Annotated in this window: 22 protein-coding genes; 11 read left to right on the top strand and 11 right to left on the bottom strand. The window is 73.7% G+C overall.

Annotation, left to right across the window (positions count from 1 at the left end; translation table 11 throughout):
* Window positions 1-23: 23 nt before the first annotated feature.
* From ACFVU3_RS32280 to ACFVU3_RS32270, 3 genes are read right to left on the bottom strand one after another with little or no spacing between them, the layout of a single operon-like run.
* Window positions 24-2,420, bottom strand: a complete 2,397-nt coding sequence (locus ACFVU3_RS32280) for a glycoside hydrolase family 65 protein (protein ID WP_390071846.1) — start codon at window positions 2,418-2,420, stop codon at window positions 24-26.
* Window positions 2,417-3,193, bottom strand: a complete 777-nt coding sequence (locus ACFVU3_RS32275) for an HAD family hydrolase (RefSeq protein WP_390071844.1) — start codon at window positions 3,191-3,193, stop codon at window positions 2,417-2,419. Before ACFVU3_RS32275 ends, ACFVU3_RS32280 begins: the two co-directional genes overlap by 4 nt.
* A complete protein-coding gene (locus ACFVU3_RS32270) occupies window positions 3,190-4,263 on the bottom strand; it encodes a zinc-dependent alcohol dehydrogenase family protein (RefSeq protein ID WP_390071842.1) in 1,074 nt (357 codons plus the stop codon). The genes ACFVU3_RS32275 and ACFVU3_RS32270 overlap by 4 nt, the downstream gene beginning before the upstream one ends.
* Before the next feature lie 197 nt (window positions 4,264-4,460).
* On the opposite strand from ACFVU3_RS32270, the gene ACFVU3_RS32265 reads away from it, so the two are divergent.
* The 5 genes from ACFVU3_RS32265 (at window position 4,461) to ACFVU3_RS32245 (ending at window position 9,903) form a co-directional block, all read left to right on the top strand.
* Window positions 4,461-5,888 (top strand): MBL fold metallo-hydrolase RNA specificity domain-containing protein, encoded by a 1,428-nt coding sequence (locus ACFVU3_RS32265; protein ID WP_390071840.1) that lies wholly within the window; start codon window positions 4,461-4,463, stop codon window positions 5,886-5,888.
* Window positions 5,889-6,011: 123 nt separating this feature from the next.
* Window positions 6,012-6,665 carry a CBS domain-containing protein gene (locus ACFVU3_RS32260; protein WP_390071907.1) on the top strand — a complete coding sequence of 218 codons (654 nt, stop codon included), beginning with the start codon at window positions 6,012-6,014 and terminating at the stop codon, window positions 6,663-6,665.
* 54 nt (window positions 6,666-6,719) lie between these two features.
* Window positions 6,720-8,054 carry a nicotinate phosphoribosyltransferase gene (locus ACFVU3_RS32255; RefSeq protein ID WP_390071838.1) on the top strand — a complete coding sequence of 445 codons (1,335 nt, stop codon included), beginning with the start codon at window positions 6,720-6,722 and terminating at the stop codon, window positions 8,052-8,054.
* Window positions 8,055-8,070: 16 nt separating this feature from the next.
* A complete protein-coding gene (locus ACFVU3_RS32250; RefSeq protein WP_390071837.1) occupies window positions 8,071-8,988 on the top strand; it encodes a potassium channel family protein in 918 nt (305 codons plus the stop codon).
* Between the two features lie 252 nt (window positions 8,989-9,240).
* Window positions 9,241-9,903, top strand: a complete 663-nt coding sequence (locus ACFVU3_RS32245; RefSeq protein ID WP_390071836.1) for a DUF4389 domain-containing protein — start codon at window positions 9,241-9,243, stop codon at window positions 9,901-9,903.
* A gap of 48 nt (window positions 9,904-9,951) precedes the next feature.
* Here ACFVU3_RS32245 and ACFVU3_RS32240 read toward each other — a convergent pair whose 3' ends face one another.
* From ACFVU3_RS32240 to ACFVU3_RS32220, 5 genes are all read right to left on the bottom strand, one after another.
* A complete protein-coding gene (locus ACFVU3_RS32240) occupies window positions 9,952-10,545 on the bottom strand; it encodes a hypothetical protein (protein ID WP_390071834.1) in 594 nt (197 codons plus the stop codon).
* 48 nt (window positions 10,546-10,593) lie between these two features.
* Window positions 10,594-11,097: a flavodoxin domain-containing protein gene (locus tag ACFVU3_RS32235; RefSeq protein ID WP_390071832.1), complete on the bottom strand. Its 504-nt coding sequence runs from the start codon at window positions 11,095-11,097 to the stop codon at window positions 10,594-10,596.
* Window positions 11,094-11,549, bottom strand: a complete 456-nt coding sequence (locus ACFVU3_RS32230) for an Hsp20/alpha crystallin family protein (RefSeq protein ID WP_390071830.1) — start codon at window positions 11,547-11,549, stop codon at window positions 11,094-11,096. Before ACFVU3_RS32230 ends, ACFVU3_RS32235 begins: the two co-directional genes overlap by 4 nt.
* 244 nt (window positions 11,550-11,793) lie before the next feature.
* Window positions 11,794-12,717, bottom strand: a complete 924-nt coding sequence (locus ACFVU3_RS32225) for a universal stress protein (protein WP_390071828.1) — start codon at window positions 12,715-12,717, stop codon at window positions 11,794-11,796.
* On the bottom strand, window positions 12,714-13,622 hold the full coding sequence (locus tag ACFVU3_RS32220; protein ID WP_390071826.1) for a universal stress protein: 909 nt from the start codon (window positions 13,620-13,622) through the stop codon (window positions 12,714-12,716). The genes ACFVU3_RS32225 and ACFVU3_RS32220 overlap by 4 nt, the downstream gene beginning before the upstream one ends.
* 187 nt (window positions 13,623-13,809) lie before the next feature.
* On the opposite strand from ACFVU3_RS32220, the gene ACFVU3_RS32215 reads away from it, so the two are divergent.
* Window positions 13,810-14,670 carry a universal stress protein gene (locus ACFVU3_RS32215; RefSeq protein WP_390071824.1) on the top strand — a complete coding sequence of 287 codons (861 nt, stop codon included), beginning with the start codon at window positions 13,810-13,812 and terminating at the stop codon, window positions 14,668-14,670.
* 229 nt (window positions 14,671-14,899) lie between these two features.
* Here the strand turns inward: ACFVU3_RS32215 and ACFVU3_RS32210 are convergent, their stop codons facing one another.
* Both ACFVU3_RS32210 and ACFVU3_RS32205 read right to left on the bottom strand, forming a co-directional pair.
* Window positions 14,900-15,799, bottom strand: a complete 900-nt coding sequence (locus ACFVU3_RS32210; RefSeq protein ID WP_390071822.1) for a universal stress protein — start codon at window positions 15,797-15,799, stop codon at window positions 14,900-14,902.
* A gap of 172 nt (window positions 15,800-15,971) precedes the next feature.
* Entirely contained in the window at window positions 15,972-16,238 is a 267-nt protein-coding gene (locus ACFVU3_RS32205; RefSeq protein WP_390071820.1) for a DUF1918 domain-containing protein, read from the bottom strand.
* 279 nt (window positions 16,239-16,517) lie between these two features.
* Here ACFVU3_RS32205 and ACFVU3_RS32200 point away from each other — a divergent pair, with 279 nt between their 5' ends.
* On the top strand, window positions 16,518-17,378 hold the full coding sequence (locus ACFVU3_RS32200) for a universal stress protein (protein ID WP_390071818.1): 861 nt from the start codon (window positions 16,518-16,520) through the stop codon (window positions 17,376-17,378).
* Window positions 17,379-17,582: 204 nt separating this feature from the next.
* On the opposite strand, the gene ACFVU3_RS32195 is transcribed toward ACFVU3_RS32200, so the two are convergent.
* Window positions 17,583-17,840 (bottom strand): SHOCT domain-containing protein, encoded by a 258-nt coding sequence (locus tag ACFVU3_RS32195; RefSeq protein ID WP_390071906.1) that lies wholly within the window; start codon window positions 17,838-17,840, stop codon window positions 17,583-17,585.
* Between the two features lie 336 nt (window positions 17,841-18,176).
* Here ACFVU3_RS32195 and ACFVU3_RS32190 point away from each other — a divergent pair, with 336 nt between their 5' ends.
* From ACFVU3_RS32190 to ACFVU3_RS32175, 4 genes are all read left to right on the top strand, one after another.
* Window positions 18,177-18,899, top strand: a complete 723-nt coding sequence (locus tag ACFVU3_RS32190; RefSeq protein WP_390071816.1) for an ABC transporter ATP-binding protein — start codon at window positions 18,177-18,179, stop codon at window positions 18,897-18,899.
* Window positions 18,900-18,901: 2 nt separating this feature from the next.
* A complete protein-coding gene (locus ACFVU3_RS32185; RefSeq protein ID WP_390071814.1) occupies window positions 18,902-21,838 on the top strand; it encodes an ABC transporter permease in 2,937 nt (978 codons plus the stop codon).
* Between the two features lie 134 nt (window positions 21,839-21,972).
* Entirely contained in the window at window positions 21,973-23,757 is a 1,785-nt protein-coding gene (locus ACFVU3_RS32180; RefSeq protein WP_390071812.1) for an ABC transporter ATP-binding protein, read from the top strand.
* A gap of 217 nt (window positions 23,758-23,974) precedes the next feature.
* A complete protein-coding gene (locus ACFVU3_RS32175) occupies window positions 23,975-24,673 on the top strand; it encodes a hypothetical protein (protein ID WP_390071811.1) in 699 nt (232 codons plus the stop codon).
* Window positions 24,674-24,833: the final 160 nt, after the last annotated feature.

Here is a 24,833-nt window from a genome sequence, read left to right as displayed (position 1 = left end):
CCCCCGGCCGGGCGCTCACGCGCTCACAGCGGGAACCACCGCTCCTCACCGGGCAGGACGGTGAACCTGCGGTCGCCGGGCAGGACGAGCGGAAGAGGCCCGCCCCGCCCCGCGGGGACCCGCACCCCCAGCCGGCCGGGCAGCACGCGCAGGCGTACGCCGCGGTGCCCGCCGCAGCAGAGGGTGAAGGCGAAACGGGGCAGCTCCCGCAGGACCACCGGTGCGACCCGCAGGCCGTCCGGTCCCGCCTCCAGGCCCGTGATCCCCCGCTCGACGAGATCGATCGTGCCGGCCATCGCCCCGAGGTGGATGCCCTCACCGGTCGTACCGCCCTGGACGTCCGCCACGTCCGAGCGCAGGGCCTCCTCGCAGTACGGCCAGGCTCCTGCGCCCTTCAGGCGGGCGAGCACCCAGCCGTGGACGAGACCGCTGAGGGTCGAGCCGTGGCTGGTGCGGCGCAGGTAGTAGTCCACCGTGGCCCGCCAGGTCTCGTCGTCCAGCCGGTGTCCGAGCCGCGCGAACAGCGCCGACAGCTCGTCGGGCCGGAAGAGGTGGCCGAGCATGAGGGTGTCGGCCTGTTTCGACGCCTGGTAGCGGTTGACGGTGTCGCCCTCCGCCTCCAGGATCCGGTCCAGCCGGCGGATGTCCCCGTAACGGGCCCGGTACCTCTCCCAGTCGAGCTCCGCGAGCTCCCCGAACCCCGCGAACTGGCTGATCACTCCCCGGTGGAACGGCACGTACAGACGGCGTGAGACCTCGTCCCACCGGGCGGTCTCCCCCTCGTCGAGCCCGAGTCGCTCCCTCAGTTCGGCCCGCCGCCCGGCAGGCAGTTCGCGCAGCAGGTCGAGGCCGCGGGCGAGTACCCAGGCGGCGGCCACGTTCGTGTAGGCGTTGTCGTCGACGCCCGGGGCCACCGCGCCGGGATAGGCGTCGTGGTACTCGTCGGGGCCGACGACGCCACGGAGGCGATAGCGGTCCAGGACGGGGTCCCGCTCCGCCGCGACCGCCCAGTACCGGGCGACCTCCAGCATGATCTCGGCGCCCTCGCCCTGCAGGAAATCGTCGTCCCCGGTGGCCCGCGCGTACTTCCAGACGTTGTACGCGACGGCTGATCCGACGTGCCGCTGGAGCCGGGAACGGTCGGGCAGCCAGCGGCCCGAGCGGGGGTTGAGGTGCACCTCCTGGGTCTCCTCGTCTCCTGAACCACCGCTCTGCCAGGGGTACATGGCGCCCGCGAGGCCCGCCTGCCGGGCCGCCTCGCGCGCGGCGGGCAGGCGCCGGTGACGGTACCGGAGCAGGGCTTTGGCGACGTCCGGGAAGTGGAGGTCGAGGTAGGGCAGGACGAAGAGCTCGTCCCAGAAGACGTGGCCGCGGTACGCCTCGCCGTGCAGCCCCCGGGCCGGTACGCCGACGTCGAGGCCGGCCGTGTGCGGGGAGAGCGTCTGCAGCAGGTGGAAGGTGTGCAGCCGCAGGAGGCGGCCCGGCTCCCCCGGCACCTGCAGCTCACCCTGCTCCCAGAGTTCCCGCCAGGCCGCCTCGTGCGCGGCACGGAGCGCGGGGAAGCCGGGCGCCGCGGTGGCCGCCTCGACGGCCGGCGCGAGGGAGCCGCCCGGCGGGTGGTCCAGTGAGGTGCGCAGGGCCAGCGTCTTGGTCACCCGTACCGTCCGTCCCCTGGCGATGGGCAGGCGGTACACCTGCACGGTGCCGGTCGGGGTACCGGTCGTCCGGGCGGGGCGCCCGGGACGGGTGACCGTACGGACGGCCAGGGCGATCCGGTGGCCCGGGTCGCTCGTGCGGCAGGACAGGGCGGCGACCCCGCCGGGCGCGACCACGGTCCGGTGGCCGGACAGGTGCCGGCCCTCCAGGTGGCGGTAGCGCTCGACGCCGGTGTTGGCGACGTCGCCGTCGAGCGCGGACTCGATCTCGATCTCGCCGCTCCAGCCGTAAGCGTGGAACGTGGTGCGCTGGGCGGCGAGCCCAGGATCCCCCATGTGGACGATGCGGGTGTGTCCGACGCGCAGGCCGCGTCCTCGGGCGTCCTCGAAGAACAGGCCGCGGTGCAGGACTCCTCGCCGCAGGTCGAGCCTGACGTGGTAGTGGCGCAGCTCGCCGGAGTCGGGGGTGAGCCACTCCCCCGCCGGTTCGCCCGCGGGCAGGCGGCGGTACCGCAGCAGGGTCCAGTTCGGGAGGTTGACGAGGTCCTCGTTCTCGACCGCCCGGCCGTCGACGATCGAGGTGCGCCGGTCGTAGCAGCCCGCGAGATAGGTGCCCGGGTAGTGCGTGGCGCCGGCGGCGCATTCGGGTGTGGAGCCCCGGGTGGCGAACCGGCCGTTCCCGAGGGTGCAGAGGGCTTCCACCAGCCGCTCGCGCTCCGGCTCGTAGGCGTCGTACCGCCAGGTCCAGCCCGGCTCCGCGGTCACGGCCCCGCTCCCCACACCGCCTCCACGAACTCCACGAGGCCGGCGACGACGAGGTGGGCGCCGTGTGCGCGCAGCGCGTCGCTGGTGTGCCGGTCCGGGGTGCGGTCGACACCGACGACGAGGCCGAAGCGTCCCCGGCTGCCCGCCAGGACACCGGCGAGGGCGTCCTCGACGACAGCGCAGTCGCGGGGGCGGACGCCGAGGGCGTGCGCCGCGTGGAGGAAGAGCGCGGGGTCCGGCTTGCCCGGGAGCCCGACCCGGTCCGCTTCCTCACCGTCCACGACCGTGCGCAGGAGGCCGTCGACCCCGCCGGCGGCGAGGAGCTCACGGGCGTGCCGGGAGGCGGACACCGCGGCGCACGGCACGCGGAGGCCTCGGAGAAGGGTCAGTGCCCGTACGGCGTCCTCGAAGGCGACGACCGGCCGGGTGCGCAGGGCACCACGGAACGCCTGCTCCTTGCGCGCCGCCACGGCCCGGACCGTGTCGCGGCCCGGGCGGTCGTCGGCCGTCCCGGGCGGCAGGCGGATGCCTCGGGCGGCCAGGAACGCCTCGGCACCGTCGTACCGGGACCTGCCGTCGACGTACCGCCGGTAGTCCGCGTCCGCGTCGAACGGCTCCTGCCGCTCCGTACCGGGTGCCCACTCCGCGAGGCAGGCGTCGAACGCGGTCTTCCACGCCGCCGCGTGGACGGCGGCGGAGTCGATCAGCACGCCGTCGGTGTCGAGGACGACGGCGTGCGGCGGTGCGGCGCCGGTGCGGATTCGACCGTTCATGCGGCTCCCGCGGCCTGGACGGCCGTGTGCTGCGGACTGCCGAGAGCGACCTTGATCGCACCGGTCTCGGCGGCGCGGGCGAAGACGTCGTACGCCTCTTCCATCTGCCCGAGTGCGAAGCGGTGGGTGACCAGTCCGGCGGTGGGGAGCCGGCCGGCGGCCGTCATGCGCAGCAGCATGGGGGTCGACGAGGTGTCGACGAGGCCGGTGGTGAGGGTGACGTCCTTGATCCACAGGTCTTCGAGGTGGAGGGCGGCGGGCTTGCCGTGGACGCCGATGTTGGCGACGTGACCTCCGGGGCGGACCATGCGGGTGCACATCTCGAAGGTCTCGGGTACTCCCACGGCCTCCATGACGACGTCGGCGCCGAGGCCGTCGGTGAGGTCGGCGACGAGCTGTTCCGGTCCTTCGGCGGCCGTGGCGGTGGCATCGGCGCCGAGCCGGCGCGCGGCGGCGAGGCGGGAGTCGGCGAGGTCGACGGCGATGATCCGGCCCGGGCTGTAGAGGCATGCGGTGATGATCGCGGCGAGGCCGATGGGGCCCGAGCCGACCACGACGACGGTGTCGCCCGGGCGGACGCGGCCGTTGAGGACGCCCACCTCGTAGGCGGTGGGGAAGATGTCCGCGAGGAGCACGGCGTCGAAGCTGTCGACCGTGTTCGGCAGCGGGTGGACGGAGAGATCGGCGAAGGGCACCCGGACGTACTCGGCCTGCGTCCCGTCGATCAGGTGGCCGAGGACCCATCCGCCTCCGCCCCGGCACTGACCGTAGCGCCGCTCGCGGCAGAAGGCGCAGCGTCCGCAGGAGGAGATGCAGGAGACGAGGACCCGGTCGCCGGGCCGCACCGTCCGCACGTCGCCGCCCGTCTCGACCACGGTGCCCACCGCCTCGTGGCCGAGGACGCGGCCGGGTTCGACCTCGGGCACGTCCCCCTTGACGATGTGCAGATCGGTGCCGCAGAGGGTGACGGCGTCGACGCGGACGATCGCGTCGGCGGCGTCCTCGACCTTGGGATCGGACACCTCCTCCCACGCCACCTCGCCCGTCCCCTGGAACACGAGAGCCTTCATGACGACCGCCTTCCCACCGGGTCCGCGGATCTCGTCCCACGGATCCCACCGTCAGGCTGGCCCGTGGGCGTGACCGTCCGCATGGGCCGACCGGTCCCCGGTCGGGCCCCCTCGGTCCCCTGGCACGCCGCACCGGACGGCGCCAGGGTGGAACTGGACCGGTGCGACCGGCTCCTCTCGCGAGGAAGGGCCTTCCCATGTCCGAGACAGCGGCGCAGACCACCCCGCCGGCACCGCGCCCCGCCCTGCTCAGCTTCCTGGGCGGCGTGGGGACGGTCACCGGCAGCAAGTTCCTCGTCGAGAGCGACCATGCCCGGATCCTTGTCGACTGCGGTCTCTTCCAGGGTTTCGCGAAGCTGCGCCGGCGCAACTGGGACCGGTTCGCCCGCGACGCGGCGGACGTCCGCGCCGTGGTCGTCACCCACGCCCACCTGGACCACTGCGGCTACCTGCCGCGCCTGGTCCGGCAGGGATTCCGCGGGCCGATCCTCGCCACCCCGCACACGGCGCGCCTCGCCGGGATCGTCCTGCGGGACAGTGCGCGCCTGCAGACGGAGGCGGCCCGGCACGCCGACGAGCACGGCTGGTCCAAGCACCGCCCGGCCAAGCCCCTCTACGACGACACCGACGTCGACAAGACGCTGTCGTTCTTCGACCCCGTCCCCGTCGGGGCGGAGGTGGAGATCATGTCCGGCACCCGGCTGGCGCTCCACCACGGCGGCCACATCCTCGGCTCGGCCTGGGCCCACCTCACGCTGGAGGACGGGCACACGCTGGCCGTCTCCGGCGACCTGGGGCGGCCCGGGCACCCGCTGCTTCTGCCGCCGGAGCCGTTCTCCGGGGCCGACACGCTGCTGATCGAGTCGACGTACGGCGACCGCCGCCACGACCAGGATTCGGCTCGTGCGGAGTTCGCGGCGGTGATCGCACGGACCGTCGCCCGGGGCGGGACGGTGGTGATCCCGGCCTTCGCGATCGACCGGACCGAGGTCGTCCTGCACGAACTGACCCGGCTGCGCGAGTCGGGCGTGCTGCCCCGTTCGGTGCCCGTCTACGTGGACAGTCCCATGGCCCTGGCCGCGCTCGACGTCTACCGCGACGCCGTGCGCGAGCGCTCCCCCGAGCTGCGGCCCGAGATCCTCGCCCAGGGCGACGCCGCGCTGAGCCCGGCCCCGTTCCTCGCCGCGCGGACCGTGCAGGAGTCCATCGACATCAACAGCACGCACGGCCCCGCCGTCATCGTCTCCTCCGCGGGCATGGCCACCGGCGGCCGCGTTCTGCACCACCTGCACCGCCTTCTGCCCGACCCGCGCAACGCCGTCGTCGTGGTCGGTTTCGCCGCGGCCGGCACCCGGGCCCGGGACCTGGTGGACGGGGCCCGCACGCTGAAGATGTTCGGCGAGTACGTGCCCGTACGCGCCGAGGTCGCCGACGTACCGCACTTCTCCGCCCACGCCGACGCGGCACAGATCGTCGACTGGCTCCGGGGCGCCCCCGCCCCGCACACCACCTACGTCGTGCACGGCGAACCCGCCGCCTCCGAGGCGCTGCGCGACCGCATCGACCACGAACTGGGCTGGACGGCCGTCGTGCCCCGCTCCGGCGAGACCGTCCTGATCCGCTGACGCGGGCCCTTCGGCCCCGCGGCGGGACCCGCGAGGCCCTCCCGCCCGCCCCGCGCCGCGCGGGAACCTGGGAGAGAAGGGCTGGAGGACACCATGACCACCACGCGGACCCGGGAGAGCGACATGACCGGACGGCCGTTCACCGTCGCCGACGTGATGACCACCAAGATCGTCGCCGTCCGGCCCGACACCTCCTTCAAGGAGATCGCCACCGCCATGGAGCGCTGGAAGGTGACCGCCCTCCCCGTCCTGGAGGGCGAGGGCCGGGTCGTCGGCGTCGTGTCCGAGGCGGACCTGCTGCTCAAGGAGGAGTTCCACGACCACCGGCTCGGCATGGTGGAACAGCTGCGGCGACGCGACGCCTCCGCCAAGGCCGGCTCCGACCGCGCGGCGGATCTGATGACCGCCCCCGCCGTCACCGTACGCCCCGAGGCGTCGCTGTCGCGGGCGGCCCGGATCATGGCCACCCGACGGGTGAAGCGGCTGCCGGTCGTCGACGCGGACGGGCTGATCCAGGGCGTCGTCAGCCGGTCCGACCTGCTGAAGGTCTTCCTCCGCCCCGACGAGGAGCTCGCCGCCGAGGTGCGCCGTGACGTCGTCGCGCACCTCTTCCCGCTCTCCCGGGACCGGATCGACGTCCGCGTCGAGGCCGGAGTCGTCACCCTGACCGGCGACGTGCGCGACAGCACGCTCATCCCGGTCGCGGAGCGCCTGGCCCGGTCCGTCGAGGGCGTGGTGGACGTGCGGTGCGGCCTCACCCTCGCCGCCGGGGCGTGACCCCGGCACCCGTCCCCCCGTGCGGGACACCGGCCGGCCGCGCATGCTCGAAGCATGTCCGAGGTGACGACCACCGACCTGTACGAGATCACCATGGCGCTCTCGTACCTGCGGGAGGACATGCGGGCACCGGCCACGTTCAGTCTGTTCGTGCGGGATCTTCCTCCGGGGCGGGGTTTCCTGGTCGCCGCCGGTCTGGAACCGGCCCTCGACCACCTCGCGCGGTTCCGGGTGGGCCGTGCGGACGCCGAGGAGTTCGCGAAGGCGCTGCGGCGGCCCGTCGCGGACCTCGAACCGCTGGTGGGGCTCTCCTTCGACGGGGAGGTGCGGGCCGTTCCGGAAGGCCGGATCGTCTTCGCCGGCGAGCCCCTCCTGGAGGTGACCGCGGCGCTTCCGCAGGCACAACTGGTGGAGACGTCCCTGCTGTCGCTGCTCTGCCACCAGACGGCCGTCGCGTCCAAGGCGGCCCGATGCGTGCTGGCGGCCGCCGGACGCCCGCTGGTCGACTTCTCCCTCCGCAGGACCCACGGGCCCGGAGCCGGCATGCAGGCGGCCCGGCTGTGCGCCCTGGTCGGATTCGCGGGCACCAGCAACGTCGCCGCCGCCTGCCGGTACGGCATCCCGGCGGCCGGAACGATGGCCCACTCGTACATCGAGTGCTTCTCCTCGGAGGAGCAGGCGTTCCGCGCCTTCACCCGCACCCATCCCGGACCGGTGACGTTCCTGGTCGACACCTACGACACCGGGCGCGGGGTGGCCACGGCGGCACGTGTGTTCGCGGACCTCGGACTCGCCGAGGGATGCGCGATCCGGCTCGACAGCGGAGACCTGGGGGCGCTGGCCCGCCGGGCCCGCGCCACGCTCGACGCCGCGGGCCTTGCGGACGTCCGGATCATCGCGAGCGGCGGCCTGGACGAGTACGGGGTGGACCGGCTGGTGCGGGAGGGTGCGCCGATCGACGCGTACGCCGTCGGGACGAAGGTCGGGACGGCCGCCGACGCGCCGTATCTGGACGCGGCCTACAAGCTGGTCGAGTACTCCGGCAGGCCCGTCATGAAGCTGTCGTCCGCCAAGGTCACCGCACCCGGCCCGAAGCAGGTCTTCCGGGGGCCGGGGCTGCACGATGTGATCGGCCTGGCGAACGAGGAACCGCCCGAGGGCACGGAGCCGCTGCTGCGGACCGTGATGCGCGGCGGACTGCGCACCACCGGGCCTCCGGAGACCCTCGCGGCGGCCCGGGCCCGCTTCGAGGCGGATCTCGCGGCGCTTCCGGAGCCGGCACGCCGCATCGACGGGCCGGTCGCTCCGGTTCCCCCGATGTCGACCCGTCTGTCGGCGCTGACGGCCGTCGTCCGGCACCGGGTCGCCGCCCCCGGGGCTGCCTCGTAGCGGAAGGGACGTACGGATGGCCTGGATCGTGACGCCGTTGGGTGCTCTCCTGGTCCTCGTCATCCTCCGGGACGTCTTCCACACGCTGTGGCATCCGACCCGCCACGGCGGTCTGAGCAGGCTCGTCATGCGGACCGTCTGGCGCGTGTCGGCCCATCGCGGCTCCCGCGGCCGGCCGGCCGGGCTCGCCGGCCCCCTCGGCATGGTCGTGGTCGTGGCCGTGTGGGCCCTGACCGTGGCCGTCGGCTGGGGGCTCGTCTACTGGCCCCACATGCCGGACGACTTCTCCTACGCCTCCGGTCTCACCCCCGCCCAGCACGCCGGCCCCTTGGACGCGCTGTACGTCTCCCTCGTCACCCTGGCCACGCTCGGCCTCGGTGACATCGCGCCCACCGCGGGATGGCTGCGCGTACTGGCCCCCATGGAGGCCCTGGTGGGGTTCGTCCTGCTGTCCGCGACCGTCGCGTGGATCCTCGGCATCTACCCCGCTCTCGCCCGCCGCAGGACCCTCGCCCTGCGGCTCTCGCACCTGCGCCGCAGCAGGGTCACCAACCGCTCGCTCGACTCCGGCGGCGGCGCGGCGATCCTCGACGGACTCGCCGCCGCCCTCGCCACCGTCACCGTCGACTTCCTGCAGTACGCCGAGTCGTACTACTTCCACGACGCCGACGAGAACACCGCCCTGCCCCGCCGGCTCGGTTACGCGCTGGGCCTCGCCGAGCGTGGGGCGGAGGCGGAGCATCCGGACGTGCGGCTCTCCGCATCGGTGCTGAACCAGGCGCTGGACGACCTCGCCGGCGTGCTCGACGAGCGTTTCCTGCGCACGGGCGGAGGACCGGAGGAGGTCTTCGCGGCCTACGCCCACGACCACGGCCGGCCGAGGGGACCGGACGGTCCTCCCCCCGCCCCGACCGGCGGACACGAGGGACCCTGAGAAGGGGGCGCACGAAAGGTGACCGAAGACGAGACACCGCGACGAAGCCGCGCCGGCGACACCCACCGCCGTCGGCGCGGGGCCCCGGACGACGGTGGCGGGGCAGGACGGCCGCGTCATGGTGAGCGGCACGGTCCCTCGCCCCCGGCCCGTACCGGTTCCGCCCAGACTCTGCGACGGCGTCGACGGGGTCACGGAAGCCGCCGACCGGCTTCCGTGCACCGACCGGACGGCGCGGGAAGGTGGACCACGATGGACGCAGGACCGATGTCCCCCCGGCCGGTCCGGGTGACGGCCGAACTCGACGACCCGCTCTCCCGCTGGCTGTGGCTGGTCAAGTGGATCCTGGTGATCCCGCACTGGATCGTGCTGCTCTTCCTGTGGATCGCCTTCCTGGTCGTGACGGTGATCGCCTTCTTCGCGATCCTGTTCACCGAGCGCTACCCGCGGAGCCTGTTCGACTTCAGCCTCGGCGTGCTCCGCTGGTCCTGGCGGGTCTCGTACTACTCCTACGGCGCGCTCGGCACCGACCGCTACCCGCCCTTCAGCCTGGGTCCCGAACCCGGCTATCCCGCCCGGCTCGACATCGCCTACCCGGAGCGGCTCTCGCGCTCGCAGGTGCTGGTCAAATGGTGGCTGCTCGCCATCCCGCACTACCTGATCCTGGCGTTCTTCACCGGCGGTTCGCGCGCCGGGTGGTGGAGCGGCGGCCTGATCACGCTGCTCGCGGTCATCGCGGTCATCGCCCTGGCCTTCACCGCACGGTATCCGCGTGATCTGTTCGACCTGGTCGTCGGGCTGAACCGGTGGGTGCTGCGCGTGGCCGCCTACGCGAGCCTCATGACGGACGCCTACCCGCCCTTCCGTCTCGACCAGGGCGGCGACGAACCGTCGATCCTGCACAAGTCCCTCTGACGGCGGCGCGCGGACGAGCACGGGGCCCCTCCTGCCGATCTGCCGCTGTCAGATGTCGTCCGCGCCGCTGCCGTTCCCCTTCCGGAGCCGGCCGGACCAGACGGGTTCGACCTGCTCCCACTCGCGCTCCACCGCGGCGAGGGCGCGGCCGTCGACCCTCCGCCGAAGGAGTACGAGGACGCCCGCTCCGGTCGCGGCGACCGCGCCGGCCGTCGCGGTGCCGCCGGCGGCGGACATCAGCAGCCGGTCGGACGTGCCTCCGGGCCGCCCGACAGGGGCTCCCGAGTCGTCCACCGAGACCGTCACGGTTCGTCCCTGAGGCGTCCCGGCCGGTACGTCGACGCTGCCGGAGCGGCGCACGCCGTCCGGATACTCCCAGACCGCGGGTGCGACGGCTCGGTCGGACGCACCGCTCCGCGCCAGAAGGGACTGGCCCTGGGCCGGGCCCGTCGTGGTCGCCGTCACCTGGTGCAGATGGGCGGCGCGGACGCGGTCCGACCGGGCCGCGAAGCTCCACAGGTATCCGGCGGCGATCGCGCCGCAGACCAGGGCGAGGATCAGCACGACGATCACGGCCGCGCGGCGGCCCGGGCCGCCGTCCGACGGCCGTGTCCCCGGATGGGGCGGTTCACGGTCGGTCATGGCACGCCTCCGGGCGTCGGTCCCCCTCGGGGCGGGAGGACGAAGGGTTCAGCCGGCTCCTCCGAGTGCGGCTCCGATGTGGTGGGCCCAGGCCCGGATGCGGGCCGGGTCACGGAAGTCGCCGCCCTTGCCGTGACGGACCAGGGTGCGGGCGACCAGATCAGGGTTGTCGGCGGTGAGGGCGCCCCCGAAGGTGACGTGCTCCCTCGCGCCGAGCTGCTTCATCCGGCGGGCGACCCCGCGGACGGGCGGGATGTCGTGCTGTTCGGCGGACCTGTCGACGGGGCCGCTGCTGAACAGCCAGACGGGCCGGTGGCGGAGCTGCTCGGCGTTGCGCCGGGCGCACCGGCGGGCCTTGCCGTTCCAGCGTCCGGCGTACAGCGCTCCGCCGAGGACGACGCCGTCGTAGGCGCTGACGTCGGTGACGGTGTCGGCGGGCCGGACGTCGGCGTCGAACCCGTCGTCCCGCAGGGCCCTGCCGATCTCGTCGGCGATGCCGCCGGTGGAGCCGTGCTTGCTGCCGTAGGCGACGAGGACGCGCTTGGGGGTCATGACCGGTCCTCCTCCTCGCTGAGGGCCCGCTTGACGCGGACGGTCCGTGCCGTGCGGGTGTCCTGGGCGGGCATCGGGACGCGGACGGTCAGGATCCCGTCCGCGTACGAGGCGTCGACGTCGTCCGCGGGAATGGTGTCCGGGAGGCGTACGGTCCTGCGGAACGCGCCGTAGCGGAACTCCGAGTGGTCCTTGTCCTCGGTGCCCTCCCGGTGCTCGGCGCTCACGGTGATGAGGTTGTCGTCGACGGTGATGGTGATGTCGTCCGGGTCCATCCCGGGGAGTTCGGCCCTCAGGGTGCAGACACCGTCGGCACCGCTGGAGACCTCGACCGGGATGGCGTGGGCGGCCGTGGCGGGGCGCCATCCGGGGAGCCCCGGGAACTCCCGGCCGAACCAGGTGTCGAGGTCGGGGAAGAAGGTGTGCCCGCGTTCCTGCTTGGGTCCGGTCATCGTTCTGCTCCTCTCCCATGGTGCGCGTGCCGTCCCGGGGGCGCCCGTCTGCGCGGTCCGGTCCGGCCCCGCGGTTCCATCGTTCCGCCCGTACACCCAGCGGCGCAGTGTCGAAGGGGGTTGTCCGGGAGGGCCGAACGGTCCCGTTGCCGTGGGGACCGACCGGCCCTCGAAGCGCCCTCATCCCGACGTCCTGGCGGCCGCCGTTGGGCGCGGCGTGCGCGGCTCCCGGTGCCGGAACGGGTCAGCACGACGGAGGCAGGTCGCACTCCGGGCCAGGGGAACGTCCGGCCCGGCCCCTGACGCGGCCCCCGCGTCCCTCCGGCGTGTCGGAGGGGACGGCGACCACGGGGCAGTCGGCGTGGTGCAGGAGGCCGTGGACCGTCGATCCGAGGCGCATGCCCGAGTAGCCGCCGCGGCCGGTCCGGCCCACGACGACCGCGAGGGATGCGCTCGCGGCCAGCGCGAGTTGCTCCACCGGATGTCCGCGGACGACGTCCTGGACGATGTCCACCTCGGGGTGGTGCACCGCCCAGCCGGCCACGGACTCCGCGAGAAGACGGCGGCGCTCGGACAGTCCGGCGGCGGTGTCCTCGTGCACGAGGAGCGGGCGGGGCCAGACCCAGACGGCTCGCAGTCGTGCCGCGCGCAGGCTCGCCTCCCGCACGGCGAACGCCACGGCGGCCTGGCTCTGTTCGCTGCCGTCCACGCCGACCACGAGCGTCGGCGGATGGACCTCGGTGTGTTCCGGTGCCCGGACCACGACGACGGGGCAGGGAGCGCGCGCGGTGAGCGGGACGACCACCGAGCGCTCACTGAGCAGTTCGGCGGCCCTGCCGAGCCGACGCGACCCGATCACCACCAGTGCGGCATCGGCCGCCCGTGCGAGCAGTACCGTGGCCGGCGCCCCGTCCACGAGGTCCTCGGTCGTCCGCAGATCGTCATGGAGCCTCCGGACGAGTTCCCGGACGTCGGAGAGGGCGGACTCCGCGCGGATCCGCAAGGCGGTGCGGTGTCCCAGGGCGTCGTACCTCAACCGGTCGTGGACAGGGGGTACGGCGACGACGAGGCGCAGCCGCAGCCGTCTGCGGTCGGCCTCGTCCGCGGCCCACACCAGGGCGGGTACGGAGAGCTCCGCGGGGTCCACTCCGTACAGGAGGTCGTTCACGGCGTGTCGCCGCCCCGTGTCGCGAAGTCGACGGGGACGATCTCCACCGGGCACTGGGCGTGGTGGATGAGAGCGTGGGCGACGCGTCCGAGCGAGGGTCCCACCCCGAGGGGCCGGTGTCCCCGGCCCATCACGATCAGGTCGGTGTGAGCACCGGCCTCGACGAGCATCCCGGGCGTCGAGGTGCCGGTCTCCACGTGGTGGGTCACGGTCAGGTCCGGGTACCACGCGCGGACGCGGTCGGCGAGGGCCTTCACCTCGTGCACCCGCCGGTGGGCGGCGGCGTCGAGGTCGTCGAGCATGGTCGCCACGTCGCCGACGTGCGTGAGGAGGTTCCACACGCTCAGGAGGCGCAGCGGGGCCTTGCGGACGTCCGCCTCGGCCGCGGCGAGGAGGAGCCAGCCCAGGTCCGCGGAGTCACGGACCGCCGCGGTCACGGAACCCGCCTCGGGACGCTCCGCCTCGCCGCGCACCACGATCACCGGCACGTCCGCGCGGGCGGCCACTCCGAGTCCCACGGACCCGAGGAGGAGCGCGGCGAAGCCTCCGAGGCCCCTGCTGCCGACCACGATCGTCTTGTCTTCGCCCGCGGCCTCCCGGAGTCCGTCGAGCGGTTCCCGCCGGCCGAGCAGCCGGGTGACGACGAGGTCCGGGAAGCGTTCCCGGACCGCCTCCTCGGTGTCGGACAGCAGGTCGCGCCCGGTTTCCCGGACGGCCTGGATCGTCGCGGCGTCGCTCCAGTAGGCGCGCCGGTCGGTGTCGGCGGCGTGGACGAGGTGCAGGGGACGCGACCGGCGGTCCGCCTCCGCGGCGGCCCACAAGGCGGCCGTCCGGGCCGAGGGGGATCCGTCGATCCCCGCGACGACGTCGGTCAGCTCGGGCCGGACGAGGGTCTCGCTGCTCATGGCTCCTCCTCGGGTGTGCGCCCGGGGCTCGTACCGCGCCCGGAAGGACGTCACTCCTCACGCTGGCACCGCGGGGCACCGACCGCGAGGGCCGTTCGGCCCCGATGGCGACCTGCCCGGCCCTCACCGCACGGGCGGGCGCCGGACGAGCCTGGTGTCATCGACGGCGACGGCCGAGGAGGCAGTGATGACAGCACAGGTCACCGTGGGACTGGACGGCTCGGACGAGAGCCTCGCCGCGGCCCGCTGGGCTGCGGGGGAAGCGGCCCTCCGCCAGGTTCCGCTCCGCCTCGTGCACGTGGAGGAGTGGCCGAACACCCCGGAGATCCCGGCCCCTTACTTCCGGACGCTGTACGAGCGGGCCGAGACCCTGCTGCGGGACGAGGCGGACCGGGCCCGGAAGGAGCACCCGGACATGGAGGTCACCACGGAGCGGACGCGCGGGCGAGCGGCGGACGAGCTGGTCGCCGCCGCGGGCGAGGCGGACCTCCTGGTGCTCGGCTCACGCGGGCTGGGCGGCGTCCTCGGTTTCGTCATGGGCTCGGTCTCCCTCGCTGTCGTGGGCACGGCCCGGCAGCCGGTCGTGCTCGTGCGCGCGGAGCGCCCGGACCCGGCGGCCTCCGCCCACGGGATCCTGGTGGGTGTCGACCTGCGTCACCCGTGCGAGCCGCTGCTGGCCTTCGCCTTCGCGGAGGCGGCCCGGCGGCACGCTCCGCTTCGGTTCCTCAGCACCTGGACGGTGCCCGCCTCCTACGGCTACGCGGCCGTCGTGGACCCGGGAATCAATGAGGAGATGGGGGCCGGCGTGCGCGTGGGTCTCGAAAAGCTGCTGTCGCCGTGGCGCGCGCGGTATCCGGGTGCCGACGTCACGGCCGAGGCGGTCACGGGTCCGGCCGCTCATCACATGGCCGAGGCGTCGCGGGAGGCGGAACTGGCCGTCGTGGGACGCCGCGCCCGTCGGCTGCCGGTCGGTCCGCACATCGGTCACGTGGCGCACGCGGTCGTCCACCACAGCCCTGCGCCGGTGGCGGTCGTCCCACTGGGCTGAGCCCGTGAGTGCCCACCGCCCCCGCTGGTTCACGCCCCCGGCACGGCAGGCTCTCCAGGCCCACCAGGGACGGGGATCCGCCGTCCCGTGACGCGTCGCGGTCCTCCTCGCTCGCGGGACGGGACGAGCTGCCGGCCGCCGCATCATGACGCGGCGGCCGAGGTCGCTCCGGTGGCTCAGGGCGCCGGTCGTGTAGGTCATTCACCCCCTTCCGCGGCTGTCGTGTACGTCATTCATCCCCTTCCGCGGCTGCGGGTGGCGGCTGTGGCACGACGGCGACCGGACACAGGGCGTGGTGCAGCGCCCTGTGGGCGACCCTGCCCAGTTGGAGGCCGACGATTCCGTCCCGCCGGCGGGCACCCAGGACGAGGAGGTCGGCGGCGGCGGAGCGCTCGGTCAGCACCCGGTGCGCGGCCCCCTCGACGCAGCTCCGGCGCACCCGGACCCCCGGGTGCGCCCGGGAATGGGCGGCGAGGGCCTTGTCCAGGGTCCCGGACGCCTCCTCCGCGAGGTACGCCCCGGCCTCCCCGCGCGGGAGCGGGTGGTCGAGCGTGTCGAGGAGGGGCCGGCGCCAGGTGCGCACCGCGTCCAGTTCCGCGTCGCGGAGCTCCGCCTCGCGGAAGGCGAACGCGACGGACGGGCCGTCGGCGTCCTGGTCGCCGACCCCGAGGAGGATCCGCTCATGGCGCGCTTCCAGGGCCTGCCGGTCCCCCCGGACGACGACGACGGGACACGACGCCCGGGCGGCCACGACGAGACCGACCGACCCCAGCAGGAGGTCGCCGAGTTCGCTGCGCCCCCGTGCGCCGACGACGACGCCCCACGCTCCCCGCCCTTCCCTGAGCAGGGCGCCGGGGGCGTCCTCGGCGGCGACGTGGGTGGTGAAGGAAAGCCCGACCGCCCGTCGCCGGGCGCGTTCCGCGGCCTGGCCGATGACGTTGTCGGCGAGGACCTGGCCCCATGGCCGGTCGGTGGCCCAGGGCGGCACGGCCCCCTCGTACCGCTCCCACAGCGAGGCGTACACGATCCGCAGGGGACGCCCCTGCCGTACGGCCTCGTCGACGGCCCAGTCCAGGGCCGTCAGACCGGGATCGGAACCGTCGATGCCGACTACCAGAGGGGATTCCATGCTGCCCACCGCCTTTCGGCCGCGTGAGGGTCTGTTGTCGCGCTCGCCCCCTGGAGAAGACAGCGACAGGACCGATCGGTCCGTCCGTGCCCCGCCCGCCCGGGGGCAGGGGCTGAAGGTCCGTCTCCTGCCGGCCCGAACGGTGCCGATGTCGCGGACGCCTCGGCGGCCGTCACCTCTGTGGAGCCGCAGCCCGGCCGGATCGGGAGAAATGCTGGACACGCGCGTCCGGACCGGGGAAGACGAGGGTGACTCGTCCCGTGTCCGACCAGCGGACGCCGAAGGGCGGAGTCCCGTCCTCGTGGTGCAGTGCCACGATCTCGCCGTCGCGTCCCTCGTCCCCGACGGTGGCACCGCCGACGATCAGCCGGTCGCCGACCCGTGCCCACAGGCCGGCACGCGACCCCTCGGTGCTGTGCCGTTCTCCGGTGCGGTTCATGGCTTCCTCCTCCCGGCACGGCGGCTTCGGGAAGGTGTCCCCGCGGCCGGGCCGCCTTCCTTCCACCTTGCGTGCGCACCGTTGACGGCCCATAGGGGCCATTGGTCCCGGAAGGGCCCCGTTCGGCACTCCTGGTGGCGGCGTCGGCTCAGCAGGGTGGGATCCGCGGGGCAGTCCGCCCGCCGAAGGAGGAGCGTGGAGGTGCCGGCGGCCGGCGGGGTCGTCCGTCTCCCTCACAGGGCTCAGGTACGAGGACGATCCACCAGGAGGTGGACGGTCATGACGCAGGACATCGTGGTCGGTGTCGACGGTACGGAGGAGGCGCACGCCGCGGCGCACTGGGCGGCGTCCGAGGCACGGCTTCGCGGTGATGGGGTCCTCCTGGTGTACGCGCGGGAGGTGTGGCCGGGGCCGGCCGCCCTGCTCAAGGCACAGGAGTCCGAGGCGGCTTGGGCGCGGGACATGCTCGCTCGGACCGCGGACGAGCTGCGCGGACGCGGTCCCGGCATCAGGGTGACCACCCGGGTGGAGTCGTCGGGCGCCGTGGCGGCGCTCGTCGCTGCGGCCGGGACGGCTGATCTGGTCGTCCTCGGTTCGCGCGCGCTGATCGGCGGCGCGGGCCATGTGGTCGGCTCGGTCGGTCTCGCCGTGGCCGGCAACGCCGGCTCCCCTGTCGTCCTCGTACGCGGTTCGGTCGGTGAAGCCGGCCCGGTCGGCCCGGTCACGGTGGGAGTCGACGTGCGGGAAGCGTCCGGCGACGCCGTGGTGGGGTTCGCCTTCGAGGAGGCCGCCCGGCGGCGTACCGGCGTGAACGCCGTCCACGTCCTGCGGCTCCCCTTCTACGCGACGCTCGGGCCGGCCATGGTGCCGGATGTCCGGCCGGCCGTGGCCCCTGAGTTCGAGCGCTCGCTGAAGGACCTCCTTGCCCCTTGGCATGCCAAGTACCCCGACGTGAAGGTCACGGCGAGCGTCGTGCTCGGATCGGCAGGACATGAGCTGGTGCGCATGACCGACGGAACCGGCCTCGTCGTCGTGGGACGGCGGACGCGCCGCTCGGCCCTGGGCGCGCACCTCGGCAGCGTCGCCCAGGCCGTCCTGCACCACAGCCGTGTGCCGGTCGCCGTCGTGCCCCACGACTGACCGCGGGGCCAGTGCGCCGGACCGGCGGGGGTTCAGCCGTCCGTCCGCGCGGCAGGGGTCCGGCGCCCGCGACGCGCGCGGTCGAGCAAAGTCGTCACTCCGACCGGCAGTTCGAGCGAGTCGGTGCCGACGGGACGGAGCCCCCTCTGCCGGCGCATGCCGGCGCCGTGGCTTCCCGCATCCTGGCGCCTCCCACACCCTGGCCTACGACTCCCCGCTCCGCAGAGCGCTCAGCCGCCTTCGGTACTCCTCCTCGTCGATCTCGCCGCGGGCCAGCCGCTCGCCGAGGATCCGCTCGGACTCCTTGGTACCACCCCGACGCACGGGGCGTTCAGTGGATCGGTCCAGCGTGCGGAAGATCAACACGACGGCGGTGATCAGAAGGCCCCAGAAGAGGATCATCCCTGCCGACATGGCGAACCAGCCCCATCCGTTCATGCCGTCGCCGTACCAGAACATCATGGCCACTCACACTCCCGACGGTCGGACCGGTCCCGGCACGACGAGTCCGCGACCGCTCCGGCCTCCTCTCCCTCACCGTGCCCCGGTCCGCGCCCCGCGCACAGGGCCGGTCGGTCCCCCGTGAGGGCCGAGCGGGCACGGAAGAGGACGACCGGTCTCCGGGCCGTGCCGGCCACCGGTCCTCCGACCGCGGGAACACCGCCGCGACCGGTACCAGGAGGCCGTGCCCCGCAGGCTCGCCCCCTGAAGACCCGATCCCTCGGGGGCCGGTCGGCCCCTCACGCGGTCCCGGACGGCCGTCGTGGTGGCTCGGTTCCGGGGTTTCTCATGGAAGGCATGAACAGCGACCAGCCTCTTCTGGTCGCCAGGGGAGTCCGCAAGATCTACCGGACGGGCTCGGTGGCGGTGACCGCCCTGGACGACCTGGATCTCGTCGTGCGCCACGGGGAGCTCGTGGGGGTCATGGGCCCTTCCGGCTCCGGCAAGACGACCTTGCTGAACTGTCTGTCCGGTCTCGACGACATCGACGGCGGCCGGATCGAGATCGAGGGCCACGACCTCTTCGCCATGTCGGACGCCGCGCGCACGGAGCACCGGGCCCGCGCCATGGGCTTCGTCTTCCAGTCGTTCAACCTCATTCCCGTCTTCTCCGCGGTGGAGAACGTGGAACTCCCCCTGCTGCTCGTCGGCACCCGGCCGCGCGAGGCGCGGCAGCGGGCGCTGGCCACGCTCGGACGGGTCGGTCTGGGCCACCGGGTCGAGCACCGGCCCAGCGAACTGTCCGGCGGTGAGCAGCAGCGGGTGACCATCGCACGGGCCCTGGTCGGCCGACCGGCCATCGTGTGGGCGGACGAGCCGACCGGCAACCTCGACAGCGCGATGGCCGGCCAGGTGATGGACCTGTTGTGCGAGCTGAACCGGGACGAGGGCCAGACGATCGTCCTCGTCACTCATGACAGCGCCATCGGGGCGCGCGTGCCGCGGCTCATCCGGATGCGTGACGGCAGGCTGGTCGACGACGTACGCCGGTCCGCGTACCGCGAAGTCACGCGGGGCTGATCATGTATCCGAACCTCCTCCTGCCCCTGGTCGTCGCATCGGCGCTCGCCCTCGCGGCCCTGGTGCTGATCGCCGTCCGGCAGCCGGTGTCGCGCCGGCTGGCCTTCCGGCAGGTCGCCCGGCGGCGTACCGAGGCCGCGCTGGTGATCGGCGGGTCGATGCTCGGCACGGCCATCGTCATCGGGGCCCTGGTCGTGGGTGACACCCTGAACTTCTCCGTCCGGCAGGAGGCGTACCGGACCCTGGGCCCGGTGGACGAGCGCGTCGTCGCACCGCCCGGCGCGGCCGGCCGCGCCGTGGACGAACGGCTGGCGGCCCTGGCCGGTGATCCCGACGTGGACGGCGTGCTGAACGCCCGGGTCGCGCAGGCGTCCGCGCTCGGCTCCGACGGCGGCCGTCCCGTCGCCGAACCGCGCGTCCTCGCCTGGCAGATGGACTTCGCCGACGCGTCGCGCTTCGGCGCCGCGGGAGGCGACTCCGGTCTCGGCGGACGGGCCCCCGGGCCCGGAGAGGTCGTGCTCAACGAGCCGCTGGCCCGGTCGCTCGGCGCACGAGCCGGAGATCCGATCACGCTGTACCTGTTCGGAACGTCCGGGACCTACCGGGTGGAGCGGGTGGTGCCGGAGCGGGGCCTCTCCGGTGTGGGCCTCGGGGGGCGGCTGAACCACAACGCGTTCCTGGCTCCGGGGACCCTGGACGCCGCGGCCCGGGCCGCGGGGGCGGAGCCCCGGTCGGTCACCTTCTTGTCGAACCGGGGAGGGGTGGAGGGCGGGGACGCGCTGACCCCGCGGGTCACGGCGGACATCCGGGACGCCTTGGGCCCGCTGGCCGGGCAGGCCACGATCGACACGCCGAAGCAGACGGTGCTGCGGGACGCCCGGCAGGCCGGGGACTCACTCGGCGCACTGTTCCTGATGATCGGCAGCTTCAGCATCATCGCGGGCGCCCTGCTCCTGGTGAACATCTTCGTGATGCTCGGCGAGGAACGGAAGAGCCAGATGGGCATGGTGCGGGCGATCGGCATGAAACGCTCGCGGCTCGTCGGGTCCTTCACCCTGGAAGGGGCGGCGTACGCCCTGATGTCGGCCCCGCCGGGCGTCGGCATCGGGATCGCCGTGGGCTGGGGCGTCGCCGTGGTGGCCGCGGAGATCTTCCAGGGCTGGTCGGTCGGCGGAAGCAGCATCCGCATCGCCTTCGACGTCACGCCCACGAGCGTTCTCAACGGACTCGCCATCGGGCTGCTCATCGCTTTCGCCGCGATCCTGGCGACGAGCGCGCGCATCAGCAGGTTCAACATCATCGCCGCTCTCCGCGACCTCCCCGCCGCCCCCGGCCGGCGCCCGCGCCGCGGGCGGCTGGTCCTCTCCAGCGTCCTGGCCGTCCTGTGCGCGGCCGCGGCCTTCCCGGCCCTGGCGCGCAGTCAGCCGGACGCGACCTACCTCATGCCGGCGCTCGCCCTCGTCTTCGCCGCCCCCGCGCTCCTGCTCGCCCTGCCGCGACACACCGTCACCACCCTGATCGCGGGGACGGTTCTGGCCTGGACCCTCCTGGCTCCCGTCGTACGCCCCCGGATCTTCGACACGCCCTCCATGTCGGTCTACGTCATCCAGGGCGCCCTCGCCGCCTTCTCCGCCGTGATCCTCGTCAGCGACAACCAGAAGACCCTGCTCCGTCCCGTGCGGCGGTTCCTGCGACGCCCTTCGGAGTCGGGACTGGCGGCACGTCTCGCGGTCGCCCATCCGCTGGCGAAACGGTTCCGGACGGGGGCGACGCTCGTGATGTACACGCTGATCGTGTTCGTCCTCGTCCTCCTCACGGAGATCTCCGGCATCCTGCGCGCGGGCGTCGACGGAGTCGTCTCCGACGCCACGGCCGGATACTCCCTGCGGCTCGACTACAACCCCCAGGTCGCCGGCGACCACCTGGTCGACGAGCTCCGGAACAGCCCTCCGGCGTACGGCATCTCCGCCGTCACCCCCTTGCTCAACGCCTCCGGCCGGGCCACCGACCCCGGGCACCGCGGCCCGCGGCCGCTGGACGTGGCAGCCGTCGGGGTGCCGGACGACGCGATCACCGGCATCACCTTCCGCGAGCGGCTGCCCGGACTCGCGGACGACCCCGCGGTCTGGCAGGCGCTCGCGGACGACCCGCGCTACGTCGTCCTCGACGGGTTCTTCGGCAGCACGGGCGGCCCGGCCGGCGACTACTACGACCCCGGCGACACACTCGTCGTCACCGACCCTCGGACCGGGCGGGCCGAGCAGAAGGTCATCGCCGGCGTCCTGAGCAACGGCATGGTCTTCTACCCCGGCACCGGAGCCAGTTCGACCACGTACCCCGTGGTGATGAACGAGCGCGCGGCGCGCGAGCTCTTCGGCGCCCAGGCTCAGAACGCGTCCGCACTGGTGCGAACCACCCCCGGCACCTCCCCCGACACCCTCGCGACCCGGCTCCAGGGCGAGCGGCTCTCCTCCAGTCTGGTCGCCACGCCCATCGAGTCGGAGATCCGTCAACAGTTCGAATCCAGCACGGCCTTCTTCCGCCTCATGCAGGGCTTCCTCGCTCTGGGGCTGGGCGTGGGCATCACAGGGCTCGGCGTCGTCATGGTCCGCGCGGTACGCGAACGCCGGCGCACCATCGGCATCCTGCGCGCCCTCGGCTTCCAGGCCCGCACCGTCCAGCGGTCCTTCCTCTGGGAGAGCGCATTCGTCGCGGTGGAGGGAATCGTGCTCGGCTCCCTGCTGGGCGTCCTGACGACGTGGCTGATGTACCAGAACAGCGCCGCGTTCGAGGGCCTCGAAGGAGGCTTCCCCATCGAATGGACGGGGATCGGCGTCCTCGCGACGGCCACCTTCGCGGCATCGCTCCTGGCCACCTGGGGTCCGGCTCGCCGTGCCGCCGCCATACGCCCGGCGCGCGCGGTCCGCGTCACGGACTGACCTCGCCCCCGGCAGGCGCACGTGCCCCGCGCCGTCCGGGACGGCGGCGTACCGAACGGAGGCGGGGAAGCCGGACCCGCACCTTTCGTGGTCCGAATGTCAGGTGGGCGCGCCGTTCCCGCGTCCTCACCTGTGTGACCGTCGCTCTCGAAACCCCTGCCGCCTCCGGCGTACCCGCCCGTCAGGTCTGGCGGGCTCTCTACACTCATTTCCGGCCGCATCGGGCCGCCGTCGCGGTCGGGGCGGTGCTCGCGCTGATCGGGGCGGCCAGTGGGCTCGCTCAGCCGCTGGCGGCGAAGGCGCTGGTGGACCGGCTCGGCCACGACGAGCCGATCGCCTCGATCCTGCTGGTCCTGACGGCGCTGGTCGTGTTCGGGACGGCCGTCGACGCGCTCGGGTCGTACATCCTGGAGCGGACCGCCGAGTCCGTGGTGCTCGCGGCCCGGCGTTCGCTGATCGGGAGGCTGCTGCGGTTGCGGCTGCCGGAGGTCGAGAAGACCCAGCCGGGCGATCTGATGTCGCGGATCACCTCCGACACCACCCTGCTCCGGGCGGTCACCACGCAGTCCGTCGTGTCGGCGGCGACCGGCGGACTCTCGTTCGTGGCGACGCTGGTCCTCATGGGCTTCATGGACCCCGTGCTGCTGGGGGTCACGGTCGGCGTGATCGTGCTGATCGGCGGGGCCGTCGCCGTGCTGATGCCGCGGATCGCGGCGGCGACCCGGCGCTCGCAGGAGGCGGTCGGCCGGATCTCCACCGTCCTGGAGCGCGCTTTCGGCGCCTTCCGGACGATCAAGGCGTCGGGCGCGGAGGAGCGCGAGACGGCTGTCGTGGACGAGGCGGCCCGGGACGCCTGGCGGCACGGCGTGAAGTCGGCCAAGTGGCAGTCGCTCGCCGGTTCCTCGATCGGGCTCGCCGTACAGGTGTCGTTCCTGGCCGTCCTCGGCATCGGCGGCGCGCGGGTCGCGTCCGGGGCGACGACGGTCTCGTCCCTGATCGCCTTCCTGCTCTTCCTCTTCTATCTGATCGAGCCGATCTCCAAGCTGGTGGAGGCGGCGACGCAGTTCCAGGTGGGTTCGGCGGCGGTGTCGCGGATCCTGGAGGCGGAGGCGCTGGAGACCGAGGAGCTGCGGGTCGAGACGCCCACCGGCGGGCCGGCGGCCCCGGCGGAGGGCGGCGGGCCGGCGTCCGTGGTCTTCGAGGACGTCGCCTTCCGGTACCGCGACGACCTCCCGGCCGTGCACCGGGGCGTGTCCTTCGAGGTTCCCGGGCGGGGCATGACGGCTTTCGTGGGACCGTCGGGTGCCGGAAAGACGACGTTGTTCGGGCTGATCGAGCGCTTCTACGAGCCGGCCGGCGGCCGGGTCCTGGTCGACGGCCGGGACGTGAGGGAGTGGCCGCTGGCCGAGCTGCGGGCGTCGATCGGCTACGTGGAGCAGGACGCGCCCGTCCTGTCCGGCACCCTGCGCGAGAACCTCACCTTCGCCGCGCCGGACGCGGGTGAGGAGGAGATCCGCCGGGTGCTCGTACGGGCCCGGCTCGACGCGCTCGTGGAGCGGCTGCCGGACGGCCTGGACACCATGGTCGGTCACCGCGGCTCCAAGCTGTCGGGCGGCGAGCGGCAGCGGGTCGCCATCGCGCGGGCGCTGCTCCGCAGGCCGCGCCTGCTGCTGCTCGACGAGGCGACGTCGCAGCTGGACGCGGTGAACGAGCTGGCCCTGCGGGACGTGGTGGCGGAGGTGGCCCGGGAGACGACGGTGCTCGTCGTGGCGCACCGGCTGTCGACGGTGACCCTCGCGGACCGGATCGTCGTCATGGAGGCGGGCCGGGTCCGCGCGGTGGGAACGCACGCGGAGCTGGTGGAGGGCGACGCCCTGTACGGGGAGCTGGCGGCGACGCAGTTCCTGGCGACGACGTGACACCGCCCGCGGCGGGGCGGGGCGGTGGCTGGGCCACCGCCTCACGACGGCGCGGTGGGCGAAGGGATAATGCGCTGAGCAGTCGCCGAAGCGGCCGGTGCCGGACGTGCGCCGCGGCGCTCGATCCGCGGCGGGCGTCGGCGGCGAGGCGCTGAACCGCCTCGCGCCGGCCCGGCGCTCCGGCCCGAACGTCCATCGGTGTGGGGGAAGGAACGATGTGTCCGCGAGAGATCACCGGCTCATCCGGACCGCCGTGATCGGCGGCCGGAAGGCGGACCGCCCGGTCGTCCTGCCCGAGGAACCCCACAACCTGGACGAGTTCCGCAGTCGGTACGGCACGGACGACTTCTGGTGCGGAGAGCTGCTCGGCGGCTGCGGCGAGCGGCTGATGACGAAGCGGTACGAGACGAAGGTCTGTCACTTCTCGCACTATCCGGATCGGGACGGCACCGGCGCGCCGTGCCATCGACCGGCCGACGGCACGGACAGCGCCGACCATCTGTTCATCAAGCGGCACGTGAGTGCGTGGCTGTCCGGTCAGGGGCATGCCGCGCGGTCGGAGCTGCGCAGCCTGGGCCGTGGCCCGGGAGACGCGGTCGATTTCTGGCTCCGGGCCACGCGGCAGCACCTTCGTTTCGAGCTCCGTCCGATGGAGTACCGCGGCTGGCGCAGAGCGGCGGAGAGTCTCGCGGCCCGCGAAGGTCACGTCGTATGGGTCTTCGGCCCCGACGGACCCGTTCCCCAGGACGTGGTCGGCCGTCAGGGCTACGCGCTGCGGGTCCGTTGCGAGTCGGACGGCGCGGACCGCCGCGTGGCGGCACACGCGACCGTCCGCTTCGCCCTTCCGCCACGGCTCGTGCCCAGGGCCCCCGGCACGGGTGGGACGGGCGCGGGCGAGGAGGACTCCGCCGGGTAGCGACGCGTCCGACGGCCAAGGCACGTGCGGGAGTCCTGGCTTCCGGGGGCCGGCGGAGTGTACCGACCGGGCGGTGGTGTTCGTCTTCCGTTCACCGGCAGCCCAGGGGCCCGACTTCACGATCTCCTATACGTAACGGGTCTGGACCAAAGAGGTCCCG

This window comes from Streptomyces sp. NPDC058052, assembly GCF_042885515.1.
Taxonomy (GTDB): Bacteria; Actinomycetota; Actinomycetes; order Streptomycetales; family Streptomycetaceae; genus Streptomyces.
The sequence above is the reverse complement of the archived record's forward strand: the minus strand, read 5'-3'. Positions and strand labels throughout refer to the sequence as shown.